Raw genomic sequence first — 16,665 nt, forward strand, 5'->3', positions numbered from 1 at the left:
CGCCAAGGCGTTGAGCAACATCCGCGACATCATGACCGCGTTCTGTGATTTGCTTTACAGCTTCGAACTTAAACTCGTCCGTGTATCTGATACCCTTCATGTAACTTACTCCGTTCTGTTTTAGACATTATGATTTGTCTAGCAGAGCGGGTGAAGTCCAATGCTGCATTTTATGCTTCTGGCTATTTTGGTGGGTTCGGAGGGCAAACGGATTACTCTCAACTGACCATTAAATTCTTGGATGCCACTTCATCTGAGATTTCATCTGTCACTTTTGGATCAACAACGCCTGGAGAGCGGGGAGGGGCGACTGGACTTCTATTCAAAGAAATTTCAGGGTTGACGCCAGTGGGTACAACTCAGATCGGCTTTTTACTTCAAATGCAGCGCGAGCAAGGTTCTGCAAATGATGGCTATGCAGATAATTTGTTCTTCTCGGTCAATCCTGTACCTGAGGCTAATACGTATTCGATGCTTTTAGCAGGGTTAGGTTTGCTGGGAGTGATCGCCAGACGTAAGCAACAGCATGTGAATAACAGGATGGTTCGCCCTTAAATTGCAGTACTCGTCTCCGATTCTCTGAGTATTTCAGTTTAAAACATCAAAGACGGCTCGCAGAAATGTGAGCCGTCTTTTCTCAATACTGAACATAGCTGCAGATTTCAGTTTTTTAGCCTGTCGTGAATGTGGCGATTTTCAGGTTAGCTATGCTCGAACCGTTCCCGAAAGTTACCCAATCGCAACGCTCAAACCTGCTCATAGTTTTACATCTTGAGCCGTAGGCAGGCAATTGAGGGTTGGTTGATCGGCAGCCCAGCGAGATTGTTGGCCGCAGGGCGATATGAGGTTTTTAGCGCCTATCTTTCGCCCGGCGATTTCTGACCAATGGCCAGATTTCGTTGGGAACAACTGGCAGGGATTCGAAACCGGGGCGGGCAAATAGATAGCCTTGGAACAAGGTCACGCCTTCATCGATTAAAGTGAGGCATTCTTCTTTGGTTTCTATGCCCTCTGCAATGACTTTGATGCCGAGTTCTTTGCAAATTGCAATAATGCCAAAAACCAGTGCGCGTCTCACGTTGTCGTTGTTGATGTTACGGGTTAACGACATATCCAGTTTGATGATGTCTGGTTGCCAGTCGGCTAATAAATTCAGGCCTGCATAACCGGCGCCAAAGTCGTCAATGGCGGTGGTGAAGCGGTGTTTTTTATATTCAATAAAAATACTTTTTAAATGGTCGTTGTCTAGGACTTTTTCGCCTTCGGTGACTTCAAACATGATGCGGTCTGTGGGGAAGTCCATTTCGGCCGCGGCTTCGAGAGTGGCGCGTATGCATGTTTCTGGTTTGTAGACGGCGTTTGGCAGAAAGTTAATGCTCAGCATGCCTTGCAGGCCTAAGCGCTTAGCCAGGTCGATGGCTTTGACACGAATAGCTTGGTCGAAGCGATAGCGGTTACTGTCATTGAGTTGTGACAGGACAGAAGCGGCGCCTTCGTTGTTGATGCCTCTGACCAGGGCCTCATATCCAAAAATGCTTTGGTTGGAAATATCCACAATCGGCTGAAAAGCCATGGTGAAGTCGATCCCAAGTTTGGTTTTATCGCGGCACTCTTTGCAACCAATCGGTGAAAAATTTGCAACTTCTATCATTCGCATCTACTCCGCACATCAGTGGTTAAGCGGTCTCTATTGACTAGACTGCTCAATTTAAACCCGCTTAAAAAAATTATAAAAGAAGTATACGCAATAGATAAATTGCCGACAATGTTTCATGGGCTCAGAGCGGCTGTTAACTGTTGGATGCTTGGGAGTGTCACTTTTTGTGGCTGATGTTCTAAACTGCCATTGATGAAACTTTCTAGCCAAAGATCGTCAAAGAGATTGGTTTGTGATTGATTGTCTTATTGGAGTAGCGCGTGATGAGAAAACTGGCGGGTGTAGTTTTGGCGATGATGGTGACTTATGCTTGCTTAGCAGAGGACAATCCTCTCAGTGTGCATGTGTTAAACACGAGCACCGGCTTGCCGTCTGCGGATGTGGCGGTTACGCTGGACCAGAAAGTGGATGGGCAGTGGCGACCGCTGGCACATGCCGCCACTGATGCGCATGGCCGGGTGCAGGCGTTATACCCCGCGCAGCAACCCATGCAAAGCGGGGTGTATCGCGTGACGTTTAATACCGGGGAATGGTTTAAACAACGAGGCGAGCAGACGTTTTTTCCTGAGGCGTCTGTGGTGTTTCAAGTCGATGGCACCGTGCCGCACTATCATATCCCGCTGTTAATCAGTCCTTACGGTTATGCCACCTACCGCGGTAATTAAGGCTGCGCGTCTTAGGCAAACATGGTATTGACGGCGATGATGATCGCCGCGGTGATGGATGTCAGAAAGACGATGGCACCGATTGTTTTTTTGCGGTTTAGCTCTGTCCACAGCAAGATGCCGGTGAGCGAGAGCAGTATCATGCTGCCACCGATACTGTCTGCCAGTAGCACCCAGCCGATGCCTGCGCCGTTGGCTCGGTGAAAGTTATCAATCGTCCCAACCCAGGTTTCGTCAGTGCGTTTGATGCTCACCATATTTGAGCCCACCCAGTAGTCAGCAATCACTTTGTACTGCGGGGCCACAAAGCGAATATCCCAATGTTCTGGCTGGCTCACATCCAGGCCATGCCAGGAGACGATCTCCGCTTTTTCTGTTTTGATGCGTGCGTCTCTGTCCATAGTCAGTGTTTCACGTAACCAGGCGCTCATCGCTGCGGGATGCTGCTTGGCGATGGCCGGCACCGGCAATCTGATTTCCTGCGTGGCGGGTTTAGCCAGCTCAATCTTCAGTACGCTTCTATGGTTGTGAATAATGCCGGTGACCCCAAATAGCAACCCAAGCACCGCCCCCCACAGACCAATCCAGCCATGAATATCTCTGAGCAGTTTTAGAAAAGCACTACGCCGTGATCTTTGATTAGATTTTGCTGGAAGCGCTTTTGCCTGGTGGGTGATCGTCGAAGTCATGCGGATATAGGGATCGCTAAAAATGAGTTGAGGGGGCTGTATTCGGCGCTGTGTTGCCAAGCGCTGAAAGTGCGTGGGGATCAATACGCTTAAACGTCGGCAAAGGCCAACCGCATAGTCGACCTTTACCTAAAATTATACGTGGCCAGCGCGATGCAGGCCATCCTTGCACGCCACAATGTTACAATGCATGTTAATGAGAATCGTTAACATTATCATAAAGGTTTATAAATGAAAATTCAATCCGCTTGTCTGGCGGTGATGCTGTCTTGCCCCTGCCTGGATGCCGTTGCGCAAGCACTTGATCAACAAACAGATACCCTGCCTGAAGTGGCCGTTCGTGCCCAGAAAGCCAAGGAATCCGCCACTGGGCCTATCCATAAATACAAAGCCTCGCAGGCACGCACAGCGACAAAATCAGACACAGCCATCAATGAAACGGCGCAATCTATTTCAGTGGTGACTAGCGAGCAAATACGCGACCAAAGCGTTCAAACCCTGGCCGATACGCTGAAGTTTGTGGCTGGCGTGGATGCTGGGCAACGTGGTCGGCGCGGTCTGGATGATTTTTCTATCCGCGGATTTGTACAAAGCGATTATGTATTGCGCGACGGCATGAGACTGTTTTACGACACGGCCTGGGTACAGGCTGAGCCCTTTGGCTTTGAGCGGGTGGAGGTGATGAAGGGGCCGGCTTCGGTGTTGTATGGTCAAACGGGTCCTGGCGGCTTTGTGAATGTGGTGAGTAAGCGGCCAACCGATCAACCCTTAGCCGCCATTGGGCTGACGTTAGGCAGTTATGACCAGCAGCAATGGACCGCTGATTTTTCTGATGCCTTGGATCAGGATGGCGCGCTGCGTTATCGCTTGGTGGCTTTAACGTCCGAAAGTAATGATCAGGTCGATTTTGTCGACCGTAGCCGCAGTTATATTGCGCCATCACTGACCTGGGATATCAGTGATCGCACGAGTATAACGTTGCTCACGAGCTATCAAAAAAGTCGCTATGTGCCCGTGCGGGGGTTGCCAGCAGAAGGGACGATTCTGTCGAACCCGAATGGCAAACTCCCGCTCAGTCGCTTTGTCGGTGTGCCTGGCCTCGATCAATACGACACTGAGATTTCATTGTTTGGATATGAGTTCTCTCATATGTTCAATGACACGTTGACCTTCAGGCAACATGTCAGATACAACACTTTTAATGTGGATGGTGCGTTTACTGATACAACCAACGGACTCACTGCCAATAAACGCAACTATCAGCGTCGTGTGAACGTACGCAACTTATCTGCGCAGATGTGGACGGTGGATAACCAGTTGGCGGCACATTTCAACACATTGGGATTGAAACATGATTTGTTAGTGGGGGCGGACATGCTGCATTACAACATGGATAGAACCTTTAGCAATCGCAGTGTGACGGCGCTTAACCTGTATCAGCCAAACTATGATGCCGCAGTGGTTGGTGCACCAGTCGTCGTGCCAGGCAGTACCGGCAGTGACATGGCCACACAGTCGGGCTTATACCTTCAAGACCTGATCAAATTTGGTGATGGATGGCATCTGCAACTTGGCGCCCGCCACGACGAGACGGATTTAGTGCAAACCCGCATCAATAATACTCTAACCAAATCTGACCCTTCCAAAACGACCGGTAAAGCAGGGCTGCTGTATGCGTTTGAAAATGGGTGGTCACCTTATATCAGTGTCAGTGAGTCATTTTTGCCCTTAACCGGGAATACGGCAGAGGGGACCCCATTTAAACCGGAAACCGGTGAGCAACATGAGGCTGGGATTAAATATGAATCCCCGGATCACCGATTTGGTAGCACGCTCGCGGTGTATGACTTAAAGCGGCAAAATGTCACCACCACTGATCCTAACAACACGAGTTTTAGTATACAAACTGGTGAACAGCGTCATAAAGGGATTGAGTTTGAAACCACGGGTCAATTAACGGATCGATTGAATGTGATTGCGACTTACTCATACATAGACGCAGAAATCACCAAAAGCACCACCAACACCTTGGGCAAACGGCCCATTTTAGTGGCCAAAAATATGGCCAATGTCTGGTTACGATATGATTTAACCGGCTGGGTACAAGGTCTAGGGATTGGCGCAGGGGCCAGATATATTGGAGACCAGGCCGGGGATGCTCAAAACTCTTTCGAGGTGCCGTCTTATACTTTGTTTGATGCGGCCATTTATTACAATACTGCGGCCTGGCGATTTGCACTGAATGCCAGAAACCTTGCCAACAAACAGTATATGGCCGGGTGTGCCAGCATTAATCAATGTTACCCCGGGGACCCGCGCACGGTGATGCTTACAGCGCATTACGCTTTTAAATAGTCTTTAGGTGCGGATGGATGAAAAAGCCCAAGGGTCATGCCTTGGGCTTTTTTGGTTTGTGGCGCAATCCAGATTATTTAAAAACGATTTTACGTACATTGGGGTGCTGCTGTGCTGTATTTTGGACTTGATCATAAGCCGATTGCGCAGCCAGTACTTCTTCAATATGTTTCTCTGACCACACTCGAATGGCAGCCAAAGGCGCCACCAGGGTGGCGCCGAGTGGCGTGATACTGTATTCCACTCTCGGCGGGACGGAAGCGTAAACCGTGCGTTGTATTAAACCATCCCGCTCCAGGCTGCGCAGCGTTTGCGTCAGCATTTTTTGAGAGATGCCGCCTGTTTCTCGTTGCAAGGTGCTAAATCGCTTGGTCTCCTGCTCCAGCAATCCCAACAGTAATACCGTCCATTTATCCGCAATTTTATTCAACATCAGGCGCGTTGGACATTGCGCGTGATAGGCGTTCCAGCTATTGGAAATATTCAGTACATTTTCTGCTTGATCACTCATGATGCCCTTTTTGGTTACTTTTAGGTGCCTACTTACTAATAGTAACTAATGGGAATAATATCCGCAACTCCATGATGGATTTCGTTTGAAAGAACGCATTTAAAGGAGTGTTTATGAAGCTATTAAAAATGATGCCAAGTGCATTTATTGTTTACTTATTGTTTATTGATGGAGTGTCCGCGATGGCCCAAGATATATCACAACAGAACAAACAGTTATTGGCAGACTTTGCCAATCAGGTCTTTGTGCAAAAAGACCTTACCCATTTGCAACAGTATTTACATGACGACTATATCCAGCACAATCCAATCGTGCCACAGGGATTGTCAGGTTTTAAGCAGTTTTTTGCAGACTGGTTCAAAGCCGTACCGGACTGGCAATATCGGCTGGAGAAAATCGTCGCTGAAGGCGACACGGTATGGGCCTATGGCGTGTATTCGGGTACGCAGCAGGGTGCGTGGTTAGGTATCCCAGCGACGGGCAAGCATTACAGCATTTATGCGGTGGATATTTTTCGTATTGAAAACGGTAAATTGGCCGAACACTGGGACGTGATAGACACTTATGGTTTATTCAAACAGTTAGGCGTGATTGAGTAGTGCGCTGGCTTGGCGGACAACACGCCCGGCATTAATCGCAAGACGCAAGGCGAACCCCTTGCGTCTTGTTTGTGTTTATCAATAAGTATGATCACGTTGCTGATTGAACGCGCTTAAAGCCTTGTTGAGCCATGGGAAGTTGCATGCGCGTTAACCTCGCCAGAGAGCGCTTTTGTTTCAGGCATCGCTATCCATAGCAAAGCAAATGCAAGTGCTGCAATGGCTGCCAGTGTCAGAAAGGCGGCATTGTAACCAGACGTTTGCAAAACGAGACCCGCTAACGCAGGGCTGAGCGCAGCTCCCAATCCAAAGATCGTCGAGATCACGCCAAGGCTAACGTTGAATCTGCCTGTGCCTTGTGTAAGGTCTTTGACAATGATGGGAAACAGCGCCCCCAAAATGCCTGCCCCCACGCCATCAAGCAATTGAACACTGACTAACCAATACGCATTGTCAGAGCATATGTATAAGACACCCCGTAGCGGCAGAATGAGAAAACCAGCCAGCAAGAGCGGTTTACGACCCCATTTGTCGGCGCGATATCCCACTAACATCGCCATGGGGACCATGACAAGTTGGGCAGCTACAATGCAGGCAGATGTTAAGGGCGTTGCCAGTTGCAAGTTAAGCTGAGCCAGCTTTTGGCTCACCAGCGGCAACATGGCGGCATTGGCCAGATGAAATAATGCACAACAGATGGCAAAAATGAACAGCGATTTGTTGGTAAGCAATACTTTTATTCCAGACGGATGCTCTGCACTCGAGAGGCTGCTAACGTCCGCCCCTCTCGCCAAGTTGTGATCAATGGCGGTCGCCGAAATCACACTGACAGAAATCACACTGCCAATTGCCATGGCGCCCATTAAATAAAACACGGCAACTGGACCACACAAATAAGCCAATATCCCGGCCACAAGCGCCGCCACTGCATTGCCCGCATGATTAAAGGTTTCATTGCGACCGGTTCTTTGTGCGAATGCTTTGGGGCCTGTGATGCCTAGCGTGATTGCCGCAATGGCGGGTGCAAATACGGCGGCAGAGAGTGCACTGATTGTTTGAGTGAGCGCCACCCAGCTGAATGAATGAACGAATGGCAACATGAGGCAGCCAGAGGTGACTAATATAGCGGCGATCGCAACCACGGCGCGTTTGTGATGCGTGTTATCTATCAGCGCGCCCGCCGGGAGTTGTGTGACGAGTGCCGTGACGCTGGCAAGCGACATCACCAAACCAATGCTGGCAGGGTCCCAATGATGCACAGCCAGTAAATAGATTGCAAGATAGGGGCCTAAACCATCGCGTACATCCGCAAGAAAGAAGTTGAGCGCGTCTAAAGCGCGTGTATTGTGACGGCTTGTTGTGGGAGTATTCACGCTTGAGCTCTGCAAGAGGTGTATTTGTCTTTATTTAAGTAAATACAATATCAGGGCATCTATCTTGACGATAGTTTTATTTACAGATCCCTTTTAATGAAGCGCTTATGATTGTGGGTACTCTGCCTTGTGCGTTATTGGCACGTCTGTTGATCGTATGGTGCGGCGTCAGACTTAGTAGCGGGTGGTGAGTGCAGTCCACCATTCAGGCGTGATATCTAACAATCTGTTTTCGATGGATTTATCAGTGCCGGTCAGCATGAACGTGCCTAGCACCAATAGCAGCACCCCCAGTACTTTTTTGCCCCACTGACCAGTGGTCATCAATTTGCCACGGGTGCGGTTGAGGGTGCTGCGCGAGGTGTATCCTAATAATACCAACGGTATGCCTGCGCCCAAGCCGAACAGCAACATGCTCAGGGCTACTTGGGCAAAGTGTCCACCTTGACTGGCCAAGGCGAGGGTTGCCCCCATCACCGGGCCGATGCAAGGCGTCCACACTAATCCTAACAGCAATCCCAAACTAAATTGACCGGCCAGACTTTGGCCTGATATCCGCTCAAGTAGCCTATTGCCCCATTGGCTCAGGCCGCCCAAGCCACTGCTAAAACGGGCTTGCAGGCCGCCAGATAACAACAAGACCCCAAACACGATCATCACCAGTGCTCCGGTCCAGCGGAAGGTTTCCTGACTGAACCCCAGACTACTGCCTACGCTCGCAAGCAGAATGCCGATCAGCGTGAATGCGCTGGTGAGTCCAGCGGCAATTAGCCAAGGGCCTGCTCGATGGGTGCTCAGAGACCCACCGACGATGATGGGAATCAGTGGTAGCACACAGGGTGAGAGTGTGGACAGCATGCCAGCCAGGAGGCTGAGTAATAAGTGAGAGGTATGCATGTCAGGCTTATTCTGTTGCTTTGAGCACAGACGCAATCGCACTGGTACTGGTGGCACCGATGCTGCGTGAGACTTCTTTACCATGTTTAAAGGCCACAATCGTACTTTGACGATTGATTTTTAGGCCAGCTAATACTGTTTTTTGGCTATCGAAGTCTATTTCGTAAATGGTGAGTGCCTGGTACTCGGGTTGCAGGCTCAATGCTTTGAGCAGGGGTTTTTGCGCGCGACAGGTGGGGCACCACGGCGCATGCGCCGCAACAACCATGGCTTCACCGGCTTTCATTTTCTGGTCAAACTCGGCAGCATTAAAGGGGGTTACTTCAGCCTGAGCCAAGCTAGAAAATAGTAGCAGCGCGCTCAATAAAAAAGGTTTCATATGATTCTCCTCTGGGTGTATGTGAGTATTGGTCGCTTCAATCAGAGCATCCTTACAAAAAAAGCGTCTCATTTTGAGACGCTTTTGCCGAATTTATTTGACACTGCCGTTGAGCACCTTGGGATAAAAAGCCGCTGCCTTGTCTACAAATTTTTGTTTGTCTTTGCTGTCTAGAAAAACCTGTTTTGCTTCTGCATTGCCAAAACAGAGCGTGTTGCCCTTAAACGTTTCATTGATGGTGCAATCAGCGTTGACGATCACACCTTTGGTGAGTCCGGTCGTACAACGGTTTCCAAATTCGCCTGCGTTGACCGAGAGGCTTAAGCCCATGAAGGCGAGGAAGGTGAGAGGGGATAGTTTATGCATGATTTTCTCCTGAGTGTCATTGAGTGGGGTATGTGATGGTCAATGGCACGGCAGGTTGCAATGATGGCTGACTTCACACACAGGTCCAGCATACGGGGGAGATGAACAGGGGCTTGGTAACATCCGTCACCAAGTATTGATCTACGTGATCAATATCACACAGACAGTACAAATGATTTTGCTGTTTTAGCGCGCAATGCCGCTAGACACTGCACGTCTTTTTTAAAATCAATGATGCATTTCGACCACCAACTTGATGGCATTGATTTTCATGCGCGCTAGAATCCACGCTTTGATCCTGGCTTGGTCCCGCTTTGTAAGCGCTTTTGATGTACTGATATTGAGTACCATCACCACATCATCGCTCACGCCATCTTTCTCGCTCCAGTGTGTGGCTTGTGAAAACCATATCTCAACAATTTGAGGGTAGAGGGTACGCAACTCATGCGGCACCTGCTGCATCTGAGCCTGCAGTCCTTGTTGATGCGCCAGTGCTGCCGATAGCTTTTGAATGGTCTTGTCCTTTTGCTCAAGCGATTGCTGGCTGGCAAGGTAGAGATCATTGAGCACGCCAGTCTTCAAGGTCGTGACATCAATGTGTTGCTGGTTTGCCTGCTGATGTACGATCAACTTGGCCTGCGCTAAACCAGCCTCCGCTAACTGTGCAGAAATGGCCGCCAGTTTGGGTTTACTCAGATATTCCCCAATCACGGTGATCTCAATCGTTTTGGTTTTAGGCTCAATCTCAGACTGAGTGACATAAGTTTGCTCGCTGGCAATTTTTTGCTGCACAAAAGTCGCTGCCTGGGTTTTGAATACCTCATTTTGCACCAGTACATAAGCTAAATAAATGCTGGGAACCAGAGTGAGCAGTGCGACAGCAAACACATAGCGTTTGACGTGCGTGGTGGTTTTTTCATCCACAAACCGCTTTTTCTGCACATGAACCGCCCGAATGACCACCGCGGATGACAATGCAATGAACACACAGTTAATGGTAAATAGATAGAAAGCACCGCCAAAATAAGCCCAATTGCCATTGGCAATTCCGTATCCGGCTGTGCACAAGGGAGGCATCAGCGCTGTGGCGATGGCGACGCCGGGAATCACATTGGTTTTCTGTTTGCGCGTTGCGCCAACCATGCCGGCCAGCCCGCCGAACAATGCGATGAGTACATCCCATATCGTCGGCGTCGTTCTCGCCAGCAGTTCCGATTGCGCTTGCGTGAGCGGGCTGATCGCAAAGTAAAGCGTGGAGGTTAGCAGGCTGGCGACTGCAGCAATCGCCAGATGTTTGAGCGAGGCTCTGATTAAGTCAAAGTCATAAATGCCAACGCCATAGCCGACGCCCATAATAGGCCCCATTAATGGTGAGATCAGCATTGCACCAATGACAACAGCGGTTGAGTTGACATTGAGCCCTATCGCTGCAATGAAAATGGCGAACATCAGCACCCAAAGATTGCTGCCCCGCATACTGATCCCATTGCGCAAGCCTTGATCAATCTCTGCGTCTTCGGCTTTGTCTTCTCTCAAGCTCAACAGGGTTGAAAAATATTCACGCAGGCCGAAAGAGTTGAGTTGTTTAATATGCATCATCGTTGACTTCAAAAATATTGATAGGAGGCCCTGGCGGTTGATACTAGGCTGATAAAGTATAGCCTGTTTAAAATGGTTCACTCACGTAGTGCACTCAGGGCTATTTTTTGACAAGTTGAATCGCTAGGATTGAGTAGAGGGGACGGCTGAATATTCTTGAAGTCACGGTGGCCATGAGCGAAACGGCCATTAAACTAATCACCATTTCGTGTCCGTCTATCATCTCCATCACGATGATAAAAGAGGTAATAGGCGCTTGCGTGACGCCCGCCAGAAAGCCTGCCATACACAAAGCACTGAAAGCAATTGCGATGTCGTGGTATTGCAGCACTGAAGATAAGTCATAGCCGATGCCTGCACCAATTGAAAGTGCCGGGGCAAATATGCCGCCAAGGATACCACTGAGGTAGGTGAACATCGTGGATAGATATTTAACCAGCGGGTAATACCAGGTTTCATTAATCGAGCCATTGAGCATGGCTTTGGTGAGTAAATAGCCTGAGCCATTAGCAGCGCCGTGACTGACAATCCCCAAACTCGCAACTATCAGTGCGCAGACGCCTGTCCAGTAGAGTGGATGGCGGGTTCTGAATGTAGTGATTCTGCCTGGTAATTGTTCTGTGAACGCTATGATTGTTCGGCTAAACATCCCCCCGGACACCCCACAGACCAGCCCGCAAATCAAGACGGGCAGCATGATCTCAGTATGAATAGCCCCGACATTTAAACTGCCAAAATAGGTGTAATTGCCCTGCAATGACATGGAGACCAACCCCGACAATACAATCGCGGTAATCATCACACCGTTGGTTTTTTGTTCAAATTTGCGGCTGAGTTCTTCAATGGCAAACACAATGCCTGCCAGGGGCGTGTTAAATGCCGCTGAGATTCCGGCAGCCCCGCCAGCCAGAATCAGATGTTTAGGATCTACATAAAAATGGGCCGGGAAGTATTTTCGAAACGCATGCATGATGCTGGCGCCGACCTGCACCGAAGGGCCCTCTCTCCCTGCCGAGAAACCTGCGGCCAGCCCCATGGAGACAAACAGCATTTTTGTGAGCGCAATTTTGATTGACACCAAATGACTGATGGATTGGTGTTCTTCATATTGCAAGGCAGCGATCGTTTGCGGGATGCCGCTGCCTGCCGCGCCGGATACCCATGTGCGGGTGAACCAGACGATCAATATGCCGACTGCGGGCATGATACACAGCGGGAGCCACCAGAGGGCTAATTGTGTGTCATAAAAAAATGCAGTCGCACGCTCGGTGGCCCGGGCAAACAATACGATGACTAACCCTGTGACTGCCGCCGCCGACCAGACAATCATCCTGCCTATCCAGACGTGGAAGTTCACCAGCGGCATTGATGAAAAGAGATCCTTGAATGCTTTGAGCATACTGGGCTTGAGGCTTCAACATGCGCTGATAACAATCAGCGCAAGGTTAGGGTGGTTTGCACGCATGTTGCTTAAAAGAAAAAGAACAAGCTCATGGCAATCAGTGTCGGTGGCAGTGCGCCCAACAGCAAACCGATTGCGCCAATCGATTCCTCAGAGAATCCGCTCTTTAACAAGGCAGCGCCTGCTGGGTTGGGGGCATTCGCAATCACTGTTAAGCCACCGCCTGAGACCGCACCGGCAACCAGCATATATTTGGCTTCATCAGAGATAGGCGTAATCAGGGATCCCAGATAAGTCAATGCTGCGTTGTCCGTGATCGCGGTCAATGCGGTGGTGCCTAAAAACAAGGCCACAGGTTGCAGGCGGGAAACGATGGGCTGTAGCCACCAGTCCTGCAAGCCGCCCAACACCACCAGGCCTGCCAGGAAAAATCCAACCAGCAGACCTTCTTTAAGAATCAAGGGGGTTTGGTAGCGTTCGTAGGCCTGGGTGAATCCCAGAAACAGCATGAATAGCCCAATAAAAATCACTGGATGATGGGCAAATACCACTACGCCAAACAAAAATAACAGGTGGATGATGCTGATGGCCAGCGGCACATCGGGCTGGCGGGCAACCTCTTTGGCAGACAGATGCTTGAGGTGTTTGTGCAATAGCAGCACAATGATCGTCGCATTGATAAACACGGCGATGGTCGCTTTCCAGCCGAAATTTACCGCCATAAACAACGTATCCCATTGCCAGGTCGTCGCGACCATTAACACCGGCGGCGCGGCATAAGAGGTCAGCGTGCCGCCAATCGACACATTGACAAACAACCCGCCGAGCGCCAGATATTTCAGCCATTCTGGCAAGGCTTGCTTAAACACCAACGGCGCCAGCAACAGCGCCGCCAACGTCATGGCAGCAGGTTCTGTAATCAATGAGCCTAGCAAGGGGATCAACGCCAGGCCCAGCCATGTCTGGCCGATTATTGACTGAATAGGCAGTATGCGCGAGACCGATAACACAGTTTGACGGATCACTGATAACACGGGATTGGACGCCGCCACCACCATCACTACAAAGACAAATAATGGCTCGGTGTAATGTCTGGATTCTATGTAGTGTATGGCTTCTTCACTGCCATAAAAACTGGCCATGACCGCGACCAATATAAATGCCCAGAAACCGAACACGACCTCGACTTCGCCGAGCAAATGAAATACCCCGCTGTGCTTAGGAAACCGGTGCCCTAAATGCTCAATCGATTTGGCGCTGAAGGTATGTATCAATGCCAATGCGAAAATAATCGCGGCGCAGACATTGAGTGAAATGAAGTTGGTCGGCATGAATAATGTTTTCTTGAACGTGAATCAATATTTTTAGTGTACACGGTCTCAAAAGAAGGCCGTAAAAATCTTTAGCACCATGCTTGTGGGCTTGAATGCTCAGTCCTAAGAATGACCGACTAGCCTTGGTGTGGCGACGCGTGCACTTAATGTGGCATGGCCTGGGCCGCGTGATCATCTGCCTGATCAAGGGAATGGGCCTCTAAAGAAACAGCAGCATGCTCCATTCGCGCTGGCTGGGGCATATCTGCGCTTCTGGGCAGTGCTTGATTCTCTTCAATGGCATAAGCACACATTAATACGCCGCCTAAAATAAAGCTGAGTATGGTGAAGAACAGCACATTCTCATTCAAAAACCGCATTTTTTCGATCTCCATGCCATCCCTTTTGGGGGCTTTATCCATGCAACTGCAGAAGTCTCGCGTGGTTGTCATAGAGTCATTACACGCTTGATTGACTAACTTATTTATATAAATATATCAAATAATGCTGCAGACATACAAACAATTCAAAGGCGATGCGTTTGACGGCACATGTGGCTCGTCTGGATGAAGCAGACGCATGGTTGGCGCTTAGAATTGATTTTGTCACGGACATGCGTCACGTTTATAATCTGCTAAACAATCAAGCGCGATACCCATGTAAATTGCTTATCCCTCTGCTTTAGGCCCGATTTTCCAGGCTGCGCAATCACCGCTATTTTCTGTTTTTCACATGACATGATGCCATGCGCGTACGCTTGGGATTAAAGATTGATTGGAGTTTCGCATGTTGTCGATACAACCTTCACCCACTCGATTTGATGAGATTAAGGTGAACCTTTTAAGTGGTTTAACCGTGGCGTTGGCCATGGTGCCAGAGGCGATTGCCTTTGCCTTGATTGCCCATGTTTCACCGTTAACCGGCCTGTATGCGGCCGTGTTAGTGTCGTTTATTACCGCGGCATTTGGCGGGCGGCCTGGCATGATTTCGGGCGCGGCAGGCGCTTTGGCCGTGGTGATGGTGGCATTGGTGGTGCAGCATGGCGTGCAATACCTGTTTGCTACCATCGTTTTGATGGGGCTGTTGCAAATCTTGTTTGCGGTGGCCAAACTCGGCAAGTTTATCCGCATGGTGCCGCATCCGGTGATGCTTGGCTTTGTGAATGGATTGGCGATTGTGATTTTTCTTGCACAGTTTGGTCACTTTAAAACGACGAACGCCGACGGTGGGGTCGTCTGGATCACCGGCAGTGCCTTATATGTCATGATCGGCTTAATTGCCGCCACCATGGCGATTATTTACGTATTGCCAAGGTTCACTAAAGCCGTTCCCTCAACCCTGGTGGCGATTATCGCGGTGACGCTGAGCGTGATTTACTTTGGATTGGACACGAAAACGGTCGGCGACTTGGGTTCGATTGCAGGCGGCTTGCCAAGCTTTCACCTCCCGCAAGTGCCTTGGACTTTGGAAACCTTATATATCATCTTTCCTTATGCCTTGATCCTGGCCGCAGTGGGCTTGATTGAAACACTACTCACCCTCAATCTGATTGATGAAATGACAGACACGCGTGGTCGCCCGAACAAAGAGGCACTCGCGCAGGGGGCGGCTAATATCATCACCGCATTATTTGGCGGTATGGGGGGCTGTGCCATGATTGGCCAGAGCATGATTAATATCGGTAATGGCGCCTTGCAGCGGCTATCAGGCATTGCCACCTCCCTCTTTCTGCTTTCATTCATCCTTTTTGCCTCCAGATGGATTGAAATGATTCCATTAGCTGCCTTGATAGGTGTGATGTTTGTGGTGGCTGAAAAAACGTTTGAGTGGGGCACCTTGCAACTGTTTGGCAAAGTGCCCAAACAAGATATTTTTGTCGGCTTGCTGGTAGGCGCGGTGACAATTGTGGCTGACCTGGCAATCGCCGTGATTGCTGGCGTGATTGTTTCTGCGCTGGTGTTTGCTTGGGAACATGCAAAGAAAATAGCCGTGCACAGCGAAGTAAATGACGCCGGGGCTAAAGTCTACGCGCTGCATGGCAGCTTGTTTTTTGCTTCTGTGGCCAACTTTCAGGCGTTGTTCGAGATTGCTGACGATCCGGAACAGGTGATTATTGATTTTAAACAAGCGCGTATTGTCGATCATTCTGCGATCGTGGCGATTGACCACCTGGCCTCTAAATATAAAGCAGCAGGAAAAACATTGCATTTGAAACACCTGAGTGCCGATTGTCAGGAGTTGCTGGAAAATGCGAAGGCTGTGATCGAAGTCAACTTGCTTGAAGACCCAAAATACAGAATCTCAGACGATAAACTTGGCTAAAAATGGATTGCCGTGTTTCTATGAGAGATCAACAGTCATTCAACAACGCATTGGGCACAGGAGCATAGGATTGAAACTTCAAAATAGCTTAGGTCTTAGAGTCATCGCATTGTTTGAAGGTGCTAAGGCCTTGCTGATGTTGATGACCTTACTCGTTTTTATTTTTGTTTTTCATCTCAATGCTGGTGCATTGGCAGAAGCGCTTGTCGGTGAGCTGCATATCAATCCTCAAAATCATTACGTCAGTATGCTGCTCATGCTGGCGGCCCACTTTAGCCAAGGCGAGCTGATCGCTGCCTGCGTTTGTGCTTTTTTGTATGTGATTATCAAACTGTCTGAGTCTATTGGTCTATGGCACCAGCGCCCATGGGGAAGAACATTGGGTATCGCCAGTATTGGCGTGCTGATTCCATACGAGGTGTATGCGCTGCTCAATCACTATACGCATTTCAAACTGATCGTGTTGCTCATCAATACAGGGATTGTTGTGTATTTATTGATGTTTTTTAATCGACGCGCCGTTCATTAAGATCAGCAG

18 protein-coding genes are annotated in these 16,665 nt (G+C 49.4%); 6 read left to right on the forward strand and 12 right to left on the reverse strand.

The features are described from left to right. A partial coding sequence (locus E6Q52_RS05755) for a transposase (RefSeq protein ID WP_292819752.1) occupies positions 1 to 100 on the reverse strand: 100 nt, incomplete at its 3' end. 50 nt (positions 101 to 150) lie between these two features. Between E6Q52_RS05755 and E6Q52_RS05760 the strand changes: the two genes are divergently transcribed. After that, positions 151 to 555, forward strand: coding sequence for a PEP-CTERM sorting domain-containing protein (locus E6Q52_RS05760; RefSeq protein ID WP_292819624.1), 405 nt, complete (start codon positions 151 to 153; stop codon positions 553 to 555). 295 nt (positions 556 to 850) lie between these two features. Here the strand turns inward: E6Q52_RS05760 and E6Q52_RS05765 are convergent, their stop codons facing one another. Further along, positions 851 to 1,651, reverse strand: coding sequence for an EAL domain-containing protein (locus E6Q52_RS05765; RefSeq protein WP_292819627.1), 801 nt, complete (start codon positions 1,649 to 1,651; stop codon positions 851 to 853). A 269-nt stretch (positions 1,652 to 1,920) separates the two neighbouring features. Here E6Q52_RS05765 and uraH point away from each other — a divergent pair, with 269 nt between their 5' ends. Next, positions 1,921 to 2,322 (forward strand): hydroxyisourate hydrolase, encoded by a 402-nt coding sequence (uraH, locus tag E6Q52_RS05770; protein ID WP_292819755.1) that lies wholly within the window; start codon positions 1,921 to 1,923, stop codon positions 2,320 to 2,322. Between the two features lie 11 nt (positions 2,323 to 2,333). On the opposite strand, the gene E6Q52_RS05775 is transcribed toward uraH, so the two are convergent. Continuing rightward, on the reverse strand, positions 2,334 to 3,011 hold the full coding sequence (locus tag E6Q52_RS05775; RefSeq protein ID WP_292819630.1) for a PepSY-associated TM helix domain-containing protein: 678 nt from the start codon (positions 3,009 to 3,011) through the stop codon (positions 2,334 to 2,336). Positions 3,012 to 3,242: 231 nt separating this feature from the next. Here E6Q52_RS05775 and E6Q52_RS05780 point away from each other — a divergent pair, with 231 nt between their 5' ends. Next, positions 3,243 to 5,366, forward strand: coding sequence for a TonB-dependent siderophore receptor (locus tag E6Q52_RS05780; protein WP_292819633.1), 2,124 nt, complete (start codon positions 3,243 to 3,245; stop codon positions 5,364 to 5,366). A gap of 73 nt (positions 5,367 to 5,439) precedes the next feature. Here E6Q52_RS05780 and E6Q52_RS05785 read toward each other — a convergent pair whose 3' ends face one another. Continuing rightward, positions 5,440 to 5,877: a helix-turn-helix domain-containing protein gene (locus E6Q52_RS05785; RefSeq protein WP_292819635.1), complete on the reverse strand. Its 438-nt coding sequence runs from the start codon at positions 5,875 to 5,877 to the stop codon at positions 5,440 to 5,442. A gap of 182 nt (positions 5,878 to 6,059) precedes the next feature. On the opposite strand from E6Q52_RS05785, the gene E6Q52_RS05790 reads away from it, so the two are divergent. Continuing rightward, on the forward strand, positions 6,060 to 6,476 hold the full coding sequence (locus E6Q52_RS05790; RefSeq protein ID WP_292819639.1) for an ester cyclase: 417 nt from the start codon (positions 6,060 to 6,062) through the stop codon (positions 6,474 to 6,476). 113 nt (positions 6,477 to 6,589) lie between these two features. Here the strand turns inward: E6Q52_RS05790 and E6Q52_RS05795 are convergent, their stop codons facing one another. From E6Q52_RS05795 to E6Q52_RS05830, 8 genes are all read right to left on the reverse strand, one after another. Beyond that, the gene (locus E6Q52_RS05795; RefSeq protein ID WP_292819642.1) at positions 6,590 to 7,864 is read right to left on the reverse strand and encodes an MFS transporter; all 1,275 of its coding nucleotides are present in this window, start codon (positions 7,862 to 7,864) and stop codon (positions 6,590 to 6,592) included. A 159-nt stretch (positions 7,865 to 8,023) separates the two neighbouring features. Further along, complete coding sequence (locus E6Q52_RS05800) at positions 8,024 to 8,746, reverse strand: cytochrome c biogenesis CcdA family protein (RefSeq protein WP_292819645.1); 723 nt, start codon at positions 8,744 to 8,746, stop codon at positions 8,024 to 8,026. A 7-nt stretch (positions 8,747 to 8,753) separates the two neighbouring features. Then, positions 8,754 to 9,125 (reverse strand): thioredoxin family protein, encoded by a 372-nt coding sequence (locus tag E6Q52_RS05805; protein WP_292819648.1) that lies wholly within the window; start codon positions 9,123 to 9,125, stop codon positions 8,754 to 8,756. A 93-nt stretch (positions 9,126 to 9,218) separates the two neighbouring features. Continuing rightward, a complete protein-coding gene (locus E6Q52_RS05810; RefSeq protein ID WP_292819651.1) occupies positions 9,219 to 9,491 on the reverse strand; it encodes a hypothetical protein in 273 nt (90 codons plus the stop codon). Positions 9,492 to 9,719: 228 nt separating this feature from the next. Then, complete coding sequence (locus E6Q52_RS05815) at positions 9,720 to 11,090, reverse strand: TIGR00341 family protein (protein ID WP_292819654.1); 1,371 nt, start codon at positions 11,088 to 11,090, stop codon at positions 9,720 to 9,722. 100 nt (positions 11,091 to 11,190) lie between these two features. Then, positions 11,191 to 12,456: a chloride channel protein gene (locus E6Q52_RS05820; protein WP_292819656.1), complete on the reverse strand. Its 1,266-nt coding sequence runs from the start codon at positions 12,454 to 12,456 to the stop codon at positions 11,191 to 11,193. Positions 12,457 to 12,560: 104 nt separating this feature from the next. Then, positions 12,561 to 13,823, reverse strand: coding sequence for a putative Na+/H+ antiporter (locus E6Q52_RS05825; RefSeq protein ID WP_292819659.1), 1,263 nt, complete (start codon positions 13,821 to 13,823; stop codon positions 12,561 to 12,563). Between the two features lie 146 nt (positions 13,824 to 13,969). Further along, complete coding sequence (locus tag E6Q52_RS05830; RefSeq protein WP_292819662.1) at positions 13,970 to 14,227, reverse strand: hypothetical protein; 258 nt, start codon at positions 14,225 to 14,227, stop codon at positions 13,970 to 13,972. Positions 14,228 to 14,591: 364 nt separating this feature from the next. Here E6Q52_RS05830 and E6Q52_RS05835 point away from each other — a divergent pair, with 364 nt between their 5' ends. Together E6Q52_RS05835 and E6Q52_RS05840 are read left to right on the forward strand one after the other, a co-directional pair. Further along, positions 14,592 to 16,127, forward strand: coding sequence for a SulP family inorganic anion transporter (locus E6Q52_RS05835; protein ID WP_292819665.1), 1,536 nt, complete (start codon positions 14,592 to 14,594; stop codon positions 16,125 to 16,127). Continuing rightward, positions 16,120 to 16,656, forward strand: a complete 537-nt coding sequence (locus E6Q52_RS05840) for a DUF2127 domain-containing protein (RefSeq protein ID WP_292819667.1) — start codon at positions 16,120 to 16,122, stop codon at positions 16,654 to 16,656. Before E6Q52_RS05835 ends, E6Q52_RS05840 begins: the two co-directional genes overlap by 8 nt. Positions 16,657 to 16,665: the final 9 nt, after the last annotated feature.

It is taken from the genome of Methylophilus sp. (assembly GCF_008015755.1).
In the GTDB taxonomy this organism is placed as follows: Bacteria; Pseudomonadota; Gammaproteobacteria; order Burkholderiales; family Methylophilaceae; genus Methylophilus.

Excerpts from the sequence above, each read along its gene's own strand:
- E6Q52_RS05765 (WP_292819627.1), bottom strand. The coding sequence starts at position 1,651 with ATGATAGAAGTTGCAAATTTTTCACCGATTGGTTGCAAAGAGTGCCGC.
- uraH (WP_292819755.1), top strand. The coding sequence starts at position 1,921 with ATGAGAAAACTGGCGGGTGTAGTTTTGGCGATGATGGTGACTTATGCT.
- E6Q52_RS05775 (WP_292819630.1), bottom strand. The coding sequence starts at position 3,011 with ATGACTTCGACGATCACCCACCAGGCAAAAGCGCTTCCAGCAAAATCT.
- E6Q52_RS05780 (WP_292819633.1), top strand. The coding sequence starts at position 3,243 with ATGAAAATTCAATCCGCTTGTCTGGCGGTGATGCTGTCTTGCCCCTGC.
- E6Q52_RS05785 (WP_292819635.1), bottom strand. The coding sequence starts at position 5,877 with ATGAGTGATCAAGCAGAAAATGTACTGAATATTTCCAATAGCTGGAAC.
- E6Q52_RS05790 (WP_292819639.1), top strand. The coding sequence starts at position 6,060 with ATGGCCCAAGATATATCACAACAGAACAAACAGTTATTGGCAGACTTT.
- E6Q52_RS05800 (WP_292819645.1), bottom strand. The coding sequence starts at position 8,746 with ATGCATACCTCTCACTTATTACTCAGCCTCCTGGCTGGCATGCTGTCC.
- E6Q52_RS05805 (WP_292819648.1), bottom strand. The coding sequence starts at position 9,125 with ATGAAACCTTTTTTATTGAGCGCGCTGCTACTATTTTCTAGCTTGGCT.
- E6Q52_RS05810 (WP_292819651.1), bottom strand. The coding sequence starts at position 9,491 with ATGCATAAACTATCCCCTCTCACCTTCCTCGCCTTCATGGGCTTAAGC.
- E6Q52_RS05815 (WP_292819654.1), bottom strand. The coding sequence starts at position 11,090 with ATGATGCATATTAAACAACTCAACTCTTTCGGCCTGCGTGAATATTTT.
- E6Q52_RS05820 (WP_292819656.1), bottom strand. The coding sequence starts at position 12,456 with ATGCCGCTGGTGAACTTCCACGTCTGGATAGGCAGGATGATTGTCTGG.
- E6Q52_RS05825 (WP_292819659.1), bottom strand. The coding sequence starts at position 13,823 with ATGCCGACCAACTTCATTTCACTCAATGTCTGCGCCGCGATTATTTTC.
- E6Q52_RS05830 (WP_292819662.1), bottom strand. The coding sequence starts at position 14,227 with ATGGATAAAGCCCCCAAAAGGGATGGCATGGAGATCGAAAAAATGCGG.
- E6Q52_RS05835 (WP_292819665.1), top strand. The coding sequence starts at position 14,592 with ATGTTGTCGATACAACCTTCACCCACTCGATTTGATGAGATTAAGGTG.